The 13,637-nt window shown below is 62.3% G+C and carries 17 protein-coding genes; 11 read left to right on the plus strand and 6 right to left on the minus strand.

What is annotated here, in order from left to right:
* Positions 1-49 precede the first annotated feature (49 nt).
* A complete protein-coding gene (locus BUS06_RS25280; protein WP_074269283.1) occupies positions 50-1,324 on the plus strand; it encodes an RNA polymerase sigma factor in 1,275 nt (424 codons plus the stop codon).
* Here BUS06_RS25280 and BUS06_RS25285 read toward each other — a convergent pair.
* The 5 genes from BUS06_RS25285 to BUS06_RS25305 all read right to left on the minus strand — a co-directional run bounded on the left by BUS06_RS25285 (position 1,321) and on the right by BUS06_RS25305 (position 5,318).
* Positions 1,321-1,914, minus strand: coding sequence for a DUF4337 domain-containing protein (locus BUS06_RS25285; protein ID WP_074267143.1), 594 nt, complete (start codon positions 1,912-1,914; stop codon positions 1,321-1,323). The genes BUS06_RS25280 and BUS06_RS25285 overlap by 4 nt on opposite strands.
* Before the next feature lie 122 nt (positions 1,915-2,036).
* Positions 2,037-2,987 carry a LysR family transcriptional regulator gene (locus tag BUS06_RS25290; protein ID WP_074267144.1) on the minus strand — a complete coding sequence of 317 codons (951 nt, stop codon included), beginning with the start codon at positions 2,985-2,987 and terminating at the stop codon, positions 2,037-2,039.
* A gap of 103 nt (positions 2,988-3,090) precedes the next feature.
* Complete coding sequence (locus BUS06_RS25295) at positions 3,091-3,267, minus strand: DUF1427 family protein (protein ID WP_074267145.1); 177 nt, start codon at positions 3,265-3,267, stop codon at positions 3,091-3,093.
* A gap of 76 nt (positions 3,268-3,343) precedes the next feature.
* Positions 3,344-4,306 carry a quinone oxidoreductase family protein gene (locus BUS06_RS25300; protein WP_074267146.1) on the minus strand — a complete coding sequence of 321 codons (963 nt, stop codon included), beginning with the start codon at positions 4,304-4,306 and terminating at the stop codon, positions 3,344-3,346.
* A 193-nt stretch (positions 4,307-4,499) separates the two neighbouring features.
* Entirely contained in the window at positions 4,500-5,318 is an 819-nt protein-coding gene (locus BUS06_RS25305; RefSeq protein ID WP_074267147.1) for an AraC family transcriptional regulator, read from the minus strand.
* Between the two features lie 213 nt (positions 5,319-5,531).
* Between BUS06_RS25305 and BUS06_RS25310 the strand changes: the two genes are divergently transcribed.
* From BUS06_RS25310 to BUS06_RS25350, 9 genes are all read left to right on the plus strand, one after another.
* Positions 5,532-5,774: a type II toxin-antitoxin system Phd/YefM family antitoxin gene (locus tag BUS06_RS25310; RefSeq protein WP_074267148.1), complete on the plus strand. Its 243-nt coding sequence runs from the start codon at positions 5,532-5,534 to the stop codon at positions 5,772-5,774.
* A complete protein-coding gene (locus BUS06_RS25315) occupies positions 5,761-6,051 on the plus strand; it encodes a type II toxin-antitoxin system RelE family toxin (protein ID WP_074267149.1) in 291 nt (96 codons plus the stop codon). Before BUS06_RS25310 ends, BUS06_RS25315 begins: the two co-directional genes overlap by 14 nt.
* Positions 6,052-6,170: 119 nt before the next feature.
* Positions 6,171-6,461, plus strand: coding sequence for a YXWGXW repeat-containing protein (locus BUS06_RS25320; protein WP_074267150.1), 291 nt, complete (start codon positions 6,171-6,173; stop codon positions 6,459-6,461).
* A gap of 361 nt (positions 6,462-6,822) precedes the next feature.
* Positions 6,823-7,455: an RNA polymerase sigma factor gene (locus BUS06_RS25325; RefSeq protein ID WP_074267151.1), complete on the plus strand. Its 633-nt coding sequence runs from the start codon at positions 6,823-6,825 to the stop codon at positions 7,453-7,455.
* Positions 7,452-7,874, plus strand: coding sequence for a hypothetical protein (locus tag BUS06_RS25330; RefSeq protein WP_074267152.1), 423 nt, complete (start codon positions 7,452-7,454; stop codon positions 7,872-7,874). The genes BUS06_RS25325 and BUS06_RS25330 overlap by 4 nt, the downstream gene beginning before the upstream one ends.
* A complete protein-coding gene (locus tag BUS06_RS25335; protein WP_074267153.1) occupies positions 7,871-8,374 on the plus strand; it encodes a periplasmic heavy metal sensor in 504 nt (167 codons plus the stop codon). Before BUS06_RS25330 ends, BUS06_RS25335 begins: the two co-directional genes overlap by 4 nt.
* Before the next feature lie 104 nt (positions 8,375-8,478).
* Positions 8,479-9,921: a DUF1800 domain-containing protein gene (locus BUS06_RS25340; RefSeq protein WP_074267154.1), complete on the plus strand. Its 1,443-nt coding sequence runs from the start codon at positions 8,479-8,481 to the stop codon at positions 9,919-9,921.
* Between the two features lie 5 nt (positions 9,922-9,926).
* A complete protein-coding gene (locus BUS06_RS25345; RefSeq protein WP_074269284.1) occupies positions 9,927-11,075 on the plus strand; it encodes a DUF1501 domain-containing protein in 1,149 nt (382 codons plus the stop codon).
* A 54-nt stretch (positions 11,076-11,129) separates the two neighbouring features.
* Entirely contained in the window at positions 11,130-11,348 is a 219-nt protein-coding gene (locus tag BUS06_RS25350) for a YXWGXW repeat-containing protein (protein ID WP_074267155.1), read from the plus strand.
* Here the strand turns inward: BUS06_RS25350 and BUS06_RS25355 are convergent, their stop codons facing one another.
* Positions 11,349-11,873 (minus strand): DinB family protein, encoded by a 525-nt coding sequence (locus tag BUS06_RS25355; protein WP_074267156.1) that lies wholly within the window; start codon positions 11,871-11,873, stop codon positions 11,349-11,351.
* A 310-nt stretch (positions 11,874-12,183) separates the two neighbouring features.
* Here BUS06_RS25355 and hpnJ point away from each other — a divergent pair, with 310 nt between their 5' ends.
* Entirely contained in the window at positions 12,184-13,626 is a 1,443-nt protein-coding gene (gene hpnJ, locus BUS06_RS25360) for a hopanoid biosynthesis associated radical SAM protein HpnJ (RefSeq protein WP_367946970.1), read from the plus strand.
* Positions 13,627-13,637: the final 11 nt, after the last annotated feature.

Here is a 13,637-nt window from a genome sequence, read left to right on the forward strand (position 1 = left end):
TCTCGGACGCATGCGAGCGTGCAATGAAAAGCGGTGAACTGAAGTGGCGGTGAACCCGGCGGCGACCCATCGCGCGATCGAAGCGGTGTGGCGCATCGAGTCCGCGAAGGTTATCGCGTGCGTTGCTCGCATGGTGCGCGATGTGGGTGTCGCGGAGGAACTGGCGCAGGATGCATTGGTTGCTGCGCTCGAACACTGGCCCGAACGCGGTGTGCCTGACAATCCTGGAGCCTGGTTGATGGCCACTGCCAAAAACCGCGCGCTCGACCGCTTGCGCCAGGAAGTGCTGCACGCACGCAAGCGCGAGGAGCTCGGTCGTGACCTGGACGCACAGGAGGCCCACCTCGTGCCCGACTTTGTCGATGCGCTCGATGCCGCGCGCCAGGATGACATCGGCGACGATCTGTTGCGTCTCGTCTTCACGGCGTGTCATCCGGTGCTTTCCACCGATGCACGCGTGGCGCTCACGCTGCGCCTGCTCGGCGGTTTGACGACCGACGAGATCGCGCGAGCCTTTCTCGTGCCCGAGCCGACCATCGCGCAACGGATCGTGCGCGCCAAACGCACGCTGACTGCCGCCAAGGTGCCGTTCGAAGTGCCGCAAGCGGATGCACGGGTCGCGCGGCTCGCGTCGGTGCTCGAAGTGATTTACCTGGTTTTCAACGAAGGCTATTCGGCCACCGCCGGCGACGACTGGATGCGTCCGGCCTTGTGCGAGGAAGCGCTGCGGCTCGGGCGCGTGCTGGCTGGCCTCGTGTCTGACGAAAGCGAGGTGCATGGCCTCGTCGCGCTGATGGAAATTCAGGCTTCGCGTACGCCCGCGCGAGTCGACGCGCAGGGCCGTCCCGTGCTGCTGCTCGATCAGGACCGCAGCCGCTGGGATACGCTGCTGATCCGGCGAGGCTTTGCCGCGCTTGAGCGCGCCCAGTCACTCGGGGGCGCCAGTGGCCCCTATGCGTTGCAGGCGGCGCTGGCCGCATGTCATGCGCGTGCGCATACAGCTGATCAGACCGATTGGGTGCAGATCGTCGCTTTGTACGACGCACTCGCGCAGATCAGTCCGTCACCTGTGGTGGAGTTGAACCGGGCGGTTGCCGTCGGTATGGCGTTTGGTCCGGCGGCGGCGCTCGAGATTGTCGACCTGCTGGCCGCCGATGCCGCGCTCGCGAACTACCACTGGCTGCCTAGCGTGCGCGCAGATTTGCTGGCTAAGCTTGGAAGAGGCGACGAGGCACGCGCGGAATTCGAGCGTGCCGCCGCGATGACGCGCAATGCGCGCGAGCGCGAGCTCTTGCTGGAACGGGCGCGCTCGGTCTCTGCTTAAATGGACAAAAACGCTGCCGCACCGAACAGAAGGCCGGCTGCAGCGACGCCTATCGAAAGATTACGCAACCACTTCTTGCGCGTGAGCAAGGTGATTGCGGTCAGCGCGATCGAGATCTGGATCAGCGTGGTGGCCTGCGCCCAACGGTGATGACCGTGCATCAGCGTTTCGCTGCGCGCGTCGTTATCGTTGACCTGCTTTTCGATCGCTTCGGCATTGGCGCGAATCGGCTCTTTCTGCTGCTTGTACTTGTCGACATCGGCGACGAACTTCGCATGTGCGTCGCTGCCCGGCGTCGACAACGAAGCGCCCAGTTCCGCGAGGTTTTCTTTCTCGCCCTTTGCCTGGTAGTACGACCATTGATTGGCGGCCTCGGTCTTCTTGATGGCCGCTTCGTTCTTGTAGTACAGCGCGAGATTTTCGCTGGTGCCGCTCTGATAGGCGTAGATCGCGCCTATGGTCGCGAGAATGGCCGTCATCACTGCCATGCGGCTCGCGAACGGATCGGCGTCCGCGTGAGCGCTATGTCCCTCACCAACATGCTCTACAGCATGATCGTGCAGACCATGCACTTCATATTCATCAGACATCCAACACTCCCGCGACTAGCGTATTGAGTTTTTATGAAGAATCGTGGCGGCGCAGCGATCTGCGCGGCCCTGCGCGAGCCAGCACCCGTTGGCCGTGGTGCACACTCGCGCGAGGCTCAATCTTAGCGTGTTTGTGTTGAGGGTCGCTTGGCGTTGCGATCAGCGAGTTGCTCGACCAGAAATTCCACGAAGCAGCGCACGCGGGCCGACAGAAGCCGCCCATGCGGATAGAGAAGCACGAACGGTCGCGTGGCGCCACCAAAGTCCCGCATCACCTCGACGAGATTGCCTTCGCGCAGATCGCGCTCAACCACGAAGCGGTAGGTCTGAAACAGGCCCGCGCCGTGACGCGCGAGCGTCGCTCCGCCAAGGACATCACCGCCGATCGTATAGCCGCTGTCGGTGTTGAAATCGACGAAATCGCCGTCTTTGGCGAGCGTCCACGGAATACGCCGGCCCGTGCTGGGAAGGTCGAACTGGATGCATTCGTGGTGCTGCAGATCGTCGATCGAGCGCGGTGTACCGGCGTGCGCTAGATAGGCCGGCGTCGCCACGACGACCAGTTCCGCATCTTCGAGTTTGCGTGCGATCAGGTTGGAGTCAGCCGGTGCGCGGCCGCGGATGGCCAGATCGTAGCTGTCCTCAGCGAAATCGATGTTGCTGTTGCTGATGTGCGCGTCGACCCGCACAAGCGGATAGCGTTCGCGAAACAGCGGCAGCAAAGGCAGCACCCGATAGTGCGCATACGGCGTGGGCATACTGATGCGCAGCAAGCCGGATGGCGTCGCTTGCTGTCCGGTGACGAGACGTTCCGCGTCCACCAGTTGTGCGAGTGCACCGCTGCATTGTTCGAAATAGAGACGGCCGGCTTCGGTCAGCCGGATTTGCCGGGTTGTACGGACGAACAGCCGGACGCCCAGCCTTTCCTCGAGACGCGACACCGAGCGGCTGACCGCCGCGGGCGTGACGCCGGCTGCCGTCGCGGCGGCTGTGAAACTCGCCAGCTCCGCGGCGGCGCAGAACAACTCGATGCTGCCGAGCAGCAGATCGTCGAATTGCCGCTTGGTATTCATTGGAAGATGTATGGACTGAGATGCATGAGGGCCAACTTGCCGTCTCAAAGGGCATCAGTATAGTCCGCACCCGGCCCACTGGACGGCCAGGGCTACTGCAGCCCTAGTTCACGCTAAAACCGAGCAGCGTGCGCAGCAGCGGAATCAGATGCTCGCCGCCGAGCATGCCCAGCAGTCCGACCAGTGCGATGGTGGGCGGCGCCGGAGATTTCACGTTGACGACGCTGTAGAACAGGCCGACCACAAGGCCCACTACGAGGGAAACGAAATACGCTTTCATGATGGATCACCCATTAGCCTGTTAGCCATTCACCATGGCAGGCGGCAGATACTCAGACCCACCGCCCGAGCCGGACTCACATCGTGATGATGACGCGCCCACGGGTGCCCGCGGTGACCGCCTCATACGCCTCGCGGGTGTGCTCGAGCGTGAAGCGCTGCGCGATTGCCGGCGGCTGGAACGCGCCGCTCTCGAAGCCTTCGACCAGCGCTGTCATCAGGCGGGCCGACTCGGCGACCCCCAGCTTGGCGCTGTCGACGCCGAGCAGTTGAGTCTCGTTATGGTAGAAGTCGATCATGTCGAACTCGACGCGGCGCTTGCCGGTCGCGCTGATCTCGACCACCCGGCCACGCCGCTTGACGAGGCTCAACGCGGTTTCGAACACCACGCCGCCGACCGCGTCGTAGACCACGTCCACGCCACCGTTGGTCAGGGCCTTGACGCGCTCGGCCGCGTGCTCGTCGATTTGCACGAACTCGTCGATCAGACGACCCGCCGGCGAATCCGCCAGCGGCGCATGACGGTCGACACCAATCACGCGGCAACCGCGCGATTTGGCGATCTGCACCACTGCGCCGCCCACGCCGCCGCTGGCGCCGATCACGGCAATCGTCTCGCCGGCCTTCAGTTGTGCGTATTCCACCGTGCCGAGCCATGCGACCACGAAGTTCACGCCAATCGCGGCGGCCTGTTCGTGACTCAGCGTTTTCGGCTTGCGCGACAACGCGGCAAGCGGAATCTTGATGAACTCGGAATGCGTACCGTCACGCGTAAAACCGATGTCGCCGCCGGTGCCCCACACGTCGGCGCCGATCCATTCCGCAGGACCGTCCACGACCACGCCGCTGAAGTCGCGGCCCGGCGTGCGCGGCAAAACGGTGTGCTCGAAGTGGCCAGAAACGTTCTTCACGTCGCTCGGATTCACCGAGGCGCTTTTGATCTGCACAACGGCGTTTTCGGCATCGGCTTTCGGTGTCGGGACCTCGACGTATTCCAGTACATCGGGGCTGCCAAACGACTTGAACTGAATGGTTTTCATCGAAACTCTCCTGAGTGGATTGGGCCGCGTGGTGCAGCGTTGAAGCCATTCTAGGTGTCCGCGATGGCCTTGTTGAGACAAGGACTTTCGAGTTTCGGACAGGGCTGAAACTGCTGGTTGGGCTCTGCCCGAACCGGTCACTACGCAATTACGCGACGGCTCCCACCTGCTTCTGCTGCGTACGCTTCGCTGTTTAGCCGCCGGCGGGCGCGCGCGATTCCTCGCGCCCCGTGCTGAGCGTTTCCTGCGGATCGAACTCGGTGGGTGGGGCGCCGAGTTCACGGCGGAACATATCGCTGAAGCTGCTGGGCAGATAACCGAGCGAGCGCGCGATGCTGCTGACCGAGCGGCCTTCCGCCAGCCCGGAGACGGCCACGGCCAGTTGCACCTGACGCCGCCATTCGGAAAAGCCGATGCCGAGTTCGCGCGTAAACAGCCGCGCGAGCGTCCGCACGCTGGCGCCGACCGAGGCGGCGTGCTGTTCGAAGCTGACCGCAATCGAGGGATTGTCGATCACCGCGCGGCACAGCGCGTCGAGCCGGCGGTCCGACGCGTCAGGGAGCGGAATGCGCAACGAGGAGCGGGGCGCGTGCCCCAGTTCCAACATGGCGAGCTTGTAGGCCGTTTCCATATACGCGTTGTCGCGTGCGTGGTTGTGTTCGTATTCGGCGATGGTTGTGATCAGCTCGCGCAGCAAACCGTTGATTTCGAAGACGTCGCACTGTTTGCTGAGGTGCTGGACGTTGCGCTTGTGCAGATAGATATTGCGCATCTCGACCTCGCTCATCATATTGATCGAGTGCACGGTGCCGGCGGGTAGCCAGACAGCGCGTTGCGGTGGCACCACCAGCGCCTCGCGGCCGACTTCGACCCACATCACCCCGGCCACCGCGTACAGCACCTGTGCCCAGGTGTGCGAGTGGGGCTCGATGTGCAGCCCGCGCGGGTAGCGCCGGGCGAGCGAGTGAGCGTCGTCGTCTTCGGGAAGTTCAGGAGGGCGGGCTTGGGACACGGCGTCTTCGGGTCGGAATGGCTTTGTGGGATCAGGCGCATAAGCATAACGCCGCGAGCGGTTTGGTGCGTGTAGAAGGGGGCAGACGGGGTTGGCGCCGAAGATTGGACGCACGTACAGCGGTTGACGAGACCAAATAAAAGACCTATTATTAGTGCTTGCATAAGGTCTTTTAATCCACGCGATTTGGCCTATAGCGCTTGAGGAACCACCATGGAAAGCATTCTTGCCCGCGCCTCAATCGGTATCAGCGAGCTCAAGGTCAACCCGACCGCGGCAATTGAGCAAGCAGACGGTCCGATCGCGGTGCTGAACCGTAACAAACCGGTCGCGTATCTGATCCCGGCTCAAGAGTGGGAAGCGATCTGCAACAGACTTGAAGATATCGAGCTGGCAGAAATCGTCAGGGCGCGAAGCGGCGAAAAAGCTGTGAGCGTGCGACTTGAAGACCTATGATCTGCAGTTTTTAGAAGTCGCTCTTAAAGAGTGGAAGAAGCTGGACAGCACGGTGCGTGAGCAGTTCAAGCGCAAACTGGCTGAGAGGTTGGCAAATCCACGTGTCGAATCGGCGCGTCTTGGTACGCTTCCTGATTGCTACAAGATCAAATTGACCGCCTCGGGATATCGACTGGTGTATCGCGTCGTCGATAGCAAAGTCACTGTGATCGTAGTGGCAGTAGGAAAGCGTGAGCGTAGCGCCGTCTATTCTTCGGCCATGGCTCGACTGAAGTAAAAGCCCGCTTAGGCGGGCTTTCTCACAAAAGCGCGTCAACCCGCGACGGATTTCCCCCGCAGCCGCGTTTAAGACAAAACGGAGCCAATCCGCTTTCCTTAAACCTACGGGAGCCTTACATGAAATCCAAAACCCTCACACGCCTGCTGGTCGCCGCCACGGTGACGCTGTCGGCCTCCGCCGCCTTCGCGCAAGCGATCGTCGTCGCCCCGCCAGCACCGCGCGTCGAAGTCGTGCCCGCACCGCGCGATGGCTATGTCTGGGATCACGGACACTGGCGCTGGGACCACGGCCGATACGTGTGGATAGCAGGTCACTGGCAGCCGGTCCGGGTCGGTTATCACTGGGTGCCGGGCCATTGGGCACAGCGTGGCCCGAACTGGCTGTGGGTGGAAGGTCACTGGGCGTAAGCCGCCAGGGCTAGCCTTCTGATCCCTGTTGCCGGACGCCGCGGGGCGCGCTTGCAAGCGCTGCTCGCTTCGCGGCCCCGGCGCTCTACCCAAACCAGCAGAGTTTTATGAAAACGCTCTTGATTCTGGCACTGGCGGCGGCAACGCTGACCGGTTGCATCGTAGTGCCGGCGCGGCCGGCGTATTACCATCCTGCCGTCGTCGTATATTGAGGACTCGGTCGTCGCGATTGACGAGCTTCAGGACCGGGTCACCCAGTCCTGAACCAGATGCGACAGAAGGTTGATAACAAGCCTGAAACAGGCGCAAAGCGCCCCCTCTCGGAGCAACGGCAAGTGAGAAACGCTCGTGTCGCGACACGATATGTTCGGGTGCAACGGCAACCGCGGCTCACGCCGCCGCGCATGCCGTGGATATCACGGGACCGCGCGCCTTGAGCGAACGCGATCCCGACGCGGACCTCGTCGCACGGGTCGGCAAGCAGGATCCGGCAGCGGTGCGCACGCTCGTGTCGCGCAAGCTGCCGCGTTTGCTCGCGCTCGCGACGCGCATGTTGGGAGACCGTATGGAAGCGGAAGACGTAGCACAAGAGGCCTTTGTGCGGATCTGGAAGCAGGCGCCGCACTGGAAAGAGGGCGAGGCCCGATTCGACACGTGGATTCATCGCGTGGCGCTGAATCTCTGTTACGACCGCTTGCGAGGGCGGCGCGAAGACCCCGTCGCCGATCTGCCGGACGAAGCCGATCCCCAACCCATGCCTGACATGCAACTTGAAGCCCGTGTGCGCGACGAACGTGTGCGCACGGCGCTTGCTGCGCTGCCGGTAAGGCAGCGCGAAGCTCTGGTGCTCAATTACTACCAGGAGCTATCGAATATCGAAGCTGCCGCCCTGATGGGTATTACCGTCGATGCCCTCGAAAGTTTGCTCGCGCGTGCACGTCGCAATTTGCGCGCACAACTGGCCGACAGTGGCTTTAGCAAGGATCTGCCATGACACCTGAGAGATTTCGTACCATCGTCGACGCTTACGGCGCCGATCCGCGCCGCTGGCCGGATGAGGAGCGCGCGGCGGCCGAAAGCTGGGCCGATCTTCACCGGATCGAGGCCGATGCCATGCTGGCCGAATCGGCCAACCTGGATGCATGGCTTGCAGACCATACGGTCGCGCCGCCGGAGCGCGCATTGATCGAGCGAGTTGTTGCGGCGGCGCCTAACCGGCGTCCGGTGAAGCATCGCGTGCGGCTCTGGTGGCAGGGCGCTGCGTTTGCCGGTATCGGGCTCGCAGGTGGGCTAGCGGGTGCCTTTGCGGTGTCGTTTTTTGTCATGACTGGCCAGCCGCCGCAGACGCATGATTCGCCGTCCTACCTGGCTTCGAGCTTCGACGGTTCAGGCGTCGACTGGAGCGGCGAATGACTGATCGTACATGGAAGCTTTTGCTGGCTGGCTCGTTCGTGGTCAACGTCTTTCTGCTGGGCGGCATTGCGGGCGGTGCGTACGAATGGTTCACCACGCACGACAACGTCGCCAAGGCGCCGCAGCAACGTACGGCGCTGCGCTTCGCGACGGATGGGCTTTCGTCCGAGCGTCAGAAGCAGTTCCTCGATGGACTGAAGGAGGCGCGCCGTAACGCTAAGGACTACGCGCGCGAGGCCCGCGAAGGACGTCACGAAGTGCTGGCGCTGCTGGCCGCGCCGCAATTCGACCGCACCGCGCTCGACGCCGCGTTACAGCGCACGCGCGCAGCCGATATCGCGCAACGTACCGAAGTCGAAAGCAGCGTGGCCGACTTTGCGACAACGCTCACGCCCGACGAGCGCGTGAAGTTTGCCGAAGGCCTGAAGCAGGCGGGCAACTGGCGTGAACCGCCGCCTCCGCCACCAAAGGAAAAGCGGCCGGCGAATCAGAATCAATGAGCGAGACGATCTTCGTCTCGCCCGAATAAAAACTTCCGCCGGTAGCGACGGAAACCGCGGCGCCGAACGTTTAAAGAAGGTACGCAACGTTCGAAGGAGCGCGCATGATTCCGTCACCCAACGACAATGCCGCGGCAATTGCGCTGAACCGCTTCGGTCTCGGCGCTCGCCCGGAAGACACGCCGCCCGCCGATCCGAAGCGATGGCTGCTTTCGCAGTTCGATCAATATCAGCCTATGCCCGCGGCATGGGCGGGCCAGCCGGGTGCGGTCGCGCTCGCGACCCAGTTGGGCGAGCAGCGCATGCAGAATGCGAATGCCAACGCGAATGTCGGTCCCGCTTCTGATGCGACCGTCAATCCTGCAGACAAGCAAGCCGCAAAGCAGGCCGCGAACAAGGCGATGCGCGCTGAAATCCGCGATGTTTACCGTACGGCGGTGAATGTGCGCGTCAATAGCGCGCTGACGAGTTCCACACCGTTCATCGACCGGCTCGTCCATTTCTGGGCGAATCATTTCGCGGTGTCCACTGAAAAGCCGCAAGTCGCGGCGCTGGCTGGCGCGTTCGAAATGGAAGCAATCCGCCCGCACGTGCTGGGCCGCTTCGACGACATGCTGGTAGCGGTAGAGCAGCATCCTGCGATGCAGATCTTTCTCGATCAGACGCGCTCGGTCGGTCCCGACAGCATGGCGGCGATGCGTGCGGAGCAACGCAATCCCGACAACAAGCGCGGTCTCAATGAGAACCTCGCACGCGAAATCATGGAACTGCATACGTTGGGCGTGCGCAGCGGCTACACGCAAGCCGACGTGACGGAGTTTGCCCGCGCACTGACCGGCTGGAGTGTAGCCGGCGTGAGGGGGCCGCAGCCAAATGGCGCCGCGCCCGGCAGTTTTGTGTTTCACGAGCAATTGCATGAGCCCGGCTCGCGGACCATCCTGGGGCGCCGTTACGATCAGCAGGGCGAGGATCAGGCGCTGGCGGTCCTGCATGACTTCGCAGCGTCGCCCGCTACCGCGCAACATATCGCGAGCAAGCTGGCACGTCATTTTGTTTCGGACAACCCACCACCCGCGGTTACCGAACGGCTCGCCAATGCGTTCGAGCGCAGCGGTGGCGACCTGCCCACGGTCTATCGCGCGTTGATCGATTCGCCGGAGGCCTGGTCTCCGGTGGCGGTGAAATTCAAAACGCCGTGGGAATGGACCATATCTTCGATGCGCGGCCTCGGCTGGCAAGACGTCGGCAACCTGCAGGGCGCGCCGCTTCTCACGCAACTCGGCGAGCCGGTCTGGCGACCAGGGTCGCCCGCCGGCTACGACGATATCGCCGCGAGCTGGGCCGCGCCCGATGCGCTGGTGCGCCGCGTCGAAGTCGCCCAACGCTTCGCTGCGCGTGTTGGCGACCAGCTCGACCCTCGCACTCTCGGCCAGACCTTGCTGGTCGGCTCCATCAGTGCGCCGACTGCGACTGCAGTGTCACGCGCTGAGAGCGCTTCGACGGCGATAGCGCTGTTGCTCGTGTCGCCCGATTTTCAACGGAGATGAACGCCATGATGTCCCGTCGCCAGTTTCTCAACTTCGCCGCAGCCGGTGCCGGCGCGATTCTCGTCTCGCCGCACATGGCCTTCGCCAGGGTCGAAACGGACCGCCGCTTCGTCTTCGTGATCCAGCGCGGTGCCGCCGATGGCCTGAACATCGTGGTGCCGTACGCCGAGCCTTCGTATGCGAGCTTGCGTGGCGCGCTCGCCGTCGATCCGGCCACGGCGACCAAACTCGATGGCACGTTCGCGCTGCATCCTTCGCTCGCCGAAACCGCGAAGATGTACGCATCGGGCCAGGCGCTGTTCGTGCATGCCGTGGCCTCGCCGTATCGCGATCGCTCGCATTTCGACGGTCAGAACGTGCTGGAGACGGGCGGCACTTCGGCGTACCAGGTGAAGGACGGTTGGCTCAACCGTCTGGTTGCGATGATGCCCGCTACGCATGAAAACGCCATCGCGTTTGCGCCGACTGTGCCGATGGCACTGCGCGGCAAGGCCGACGTGACATCGTACGCACCCTCGGGTTTACCGCAGGCGCCCGACGATCTGCTCATGCGGGTATCGGACCTTTACAACCAGGACGCGCAACTCAGGCCGTTATGGGAATCCGCCATGACGGCGCGCGGCCTCGCTGGCGACGCCGGAGCGCGCCAGGACCCCGCCAGCCTTGGCAAACTCGCCGCGAGTTTTCTGTCACGCGACGACGGCCCACGCATTGCGATGATCGAAACGGGCGGCTGGGACACGCACAGCGCGCAGAACCCGCGTCTCGCGAATCAGCTGAAGGCGCTCGACACGATGCTCGCTTCCTTGCGCGACGGTCTCGGCCCGCTGTGGGGCAAGACGACGGTGCTGGTGGCTACTGAGTTTGGCCGCACCGCTGCCGCCAACGGTACGGGGGGCACGGACCATGGACAAGGATCGGTCGCGATGGTGATGGGTGGCGCCGTGAACGGTGGACGGGTGATCGCCGACTGGCCGGGACTGAAGCCCAACGAGCTGTATCAGGGACGCGATCTCAGACCCACGACCGGACTGGACGCGGTGATCGCGGGTGCCGCGAGCGAAAGTCTCGGCCTCGATCCGCATCGAACCGCGGCGGCCCTTTTTACGCAAGCGGGCTCCACGCAGCCCATGACAGGCTTGATCCGTAGCTAGCACGACGTGTATGCCGCGGATGTGTAGTTGCAGTTCTAAAAACGGGAGAGTTATATGACAAAACGATCGACCTTCACTGCTGCCTTGCTTTCTTGCGTGTGCGCTTCATTACTTAGCGCATGTGTCGTTGAGCCGGCGCGGCCACCTGAACCTGCGCCGCTGGTCGAAGTGATGCCGGCCGCGCCCGCGCCCGGCTATCACTGGATGAAGGGTCATTACCGCTGGGAAGGCGACCACTGGGTATGGGTGCACGGGCACTGGGTCCCGAACTGATCAGCCAGGCTGTTGGAGAGCGCGCGCCGCGCGCTCTTCGCGTGCGTACACGGGCAGATCGGTAACAGGCGCCTTGACCGGAATCTGACAAAACATATCCGCAACAAATCCCCGGTGATATGTCGTGTGATTGACGACATGCAGCACCATCTCACTACGCGTCATGGCGCCTTCGCCGCCACCCACAAACTTGAAGTGCACCGTTTCCTCTGCGTCGTGCGGCGTGAAGGCGTCGCTGCGGGCGATATACCAGTTGTCAATTGCCTGCTGCATTTCGCGCAACTTCGCTAGCGGCATGGGTTCGCTGAAATTGCGGCTCGAGAAACCGTGCTCCCGCCCTTCGAGGTGGGCACGAAAGATTTCGCCGACGACATAGCAATGGCTCAATGTATGGACGATGTTGCCAAACACCGTTTCGCGACGCTTGAGTGCTTCGCCGTCCGGCAGCGCGGCGACTGCGTCGAAGATGCGCTGGTTGGCCCAGCGGTTGTAGCGGGTCAGCATACCGAGAGTGCTTTCGCTCATTTCACAAAATCTCCATGCAAGGCTCTCATAATCAAAGAAGGCACTTCTGCCTTTGAACCTGATATTACGTCCGCTTTCGTTTCTGTGTGTTGGCGCCGGTTCATTTACGTTTTGCATACGACTTGCCTGCAAATACGGCAGCGTATTTTAAAAAGATCGTTTGGGAGACGATACCTGGTTGATCGGAGTATTGCGGCGGGTTAAGGTCGAACGCGTCCAGAGACGCGTGTGACGGAATCCCCTTAAGTGCGGGACGAATTCCGCGCACGGCGTCAATAACTAATTGCCATTCCCTACGCTATCAAGCTCGATGGAGCTGGCCGGAGCATTCATGAAGACGCTGTTTTTGCAGGCCCCGTCGTATGACGGTTTCGATGGCGGCGCGGGGTCGCGCTATCAGGCGAAGCGTGAGATCCGTTCGTTCTGGTATCCGACGTGGCTCGCTCAGCCCGCGGCGCTGGTGCCGGATAGCCGCGTGCTCGACGCGCCGGCGGATGGTCTTTCGGTAGAGGCTTCGCTCGATATCGCGCAGCAGTATGACCTCGTCATCATTCACACGAGTACGCCGTCGTTCCCTACGGATGCGATGTTTGCGCAGGATCTGAAGAAGCGCAAACCGTCGATGATGATCGGCATGGTGGGCGCAAAGGTCGCCGTCGATCCGCACAACTCGCTGACCGCAAGCGAAGCGATCGATTTCGTCTGCCGTGAAGAATTCGATTTCACCTGCCAGGAAGTGGCGGCGGGCAAACCGCTCGCGCAGATCCAGGGCTTGAGCTATCGCGCTGCGGACGGTTCGATCGAGCACAACGAGGCGCGCGCGATCCTCGAGAACATGGATGAACTGCCTTTTGTAGCACCCGTCTACAAGCGCGACCTGAAAATCGAAAATTACTTCATCGGTTATCTGAAGCATCCATACGTGTCGATCTACACGGGCCGCGGCTGCCGCTCGAAATGCACGTTCTGCCTGTGGCCGCAGACGGTGGGCGGTCACCGCTACCGCACGCGCTCGGTAGAGAACGTACTGGAAGAAGTGAAGTGGATCCGCGACAACATGCCTGAAGTCAAGGAGATCATGTTCGACGACGACACCTTCACCGACTTCAAGCCGCGCGTCGAAGAGATCGCACGCGGGCTGGGCAAGCTCGGCGTGACATGGTCCTGCAACGCGAAAGCGAACGTGCCGTATGCGACGCTGAAGATCATGAAGGAAAACGGCCTGCGTCTGCTGCTGGTGGGCTATGAATCGGGCGATGACCAGATCCTGCTGAACATCAAGAAGGGCTTGCGCACAGACATCGCACGACGCTTCAGCGAAGACTGCCGCAAGCTCGACATCAAGATCCACGGCACCTTCATCCTTGGGCTGCCGGGCGAGACGCAGGCGACGATCGAAAAGACGATCGAGTACGCAAAGGAAATCAACCCGCACACGATCCAGGTGTCGCTCGCGGCACCCTATCCGGGCACGACGCTCTACAACCAGGCCGTAGAAAACGGCTGGCTGCAGGAGAACAAGGTGATCAACCTGGTGAGCAAGGAAGGGGTGCAGCTCGCGGCGATCGGTTATCCGCATCTGTCGCGCGAAGAGATCTATCACCACGTCGAGAGCTTCTACAAGCGCTTCTATTTCCGGCCCTCGAAGATCTGGGAGATCGTGCGCGAGATGTTGCTGAGCTGGGACATGATGAAGCGGCGTCTGCGCGAAGGCGTGGAGTTTTTCCGCTTCCTGCGCGCTCACGAAGCATAACGGGCATGTGC

Source organism: Paraburkholderia phenazinium (assembly GCF_900141745.1).
Lineage (GTDB): Bacteria > Pseudomonadota > Gammaproteobacteria > Burkholderiales > Burkholderiaceae > Paraburkholderia > Paraburkholderia phenazinium_B.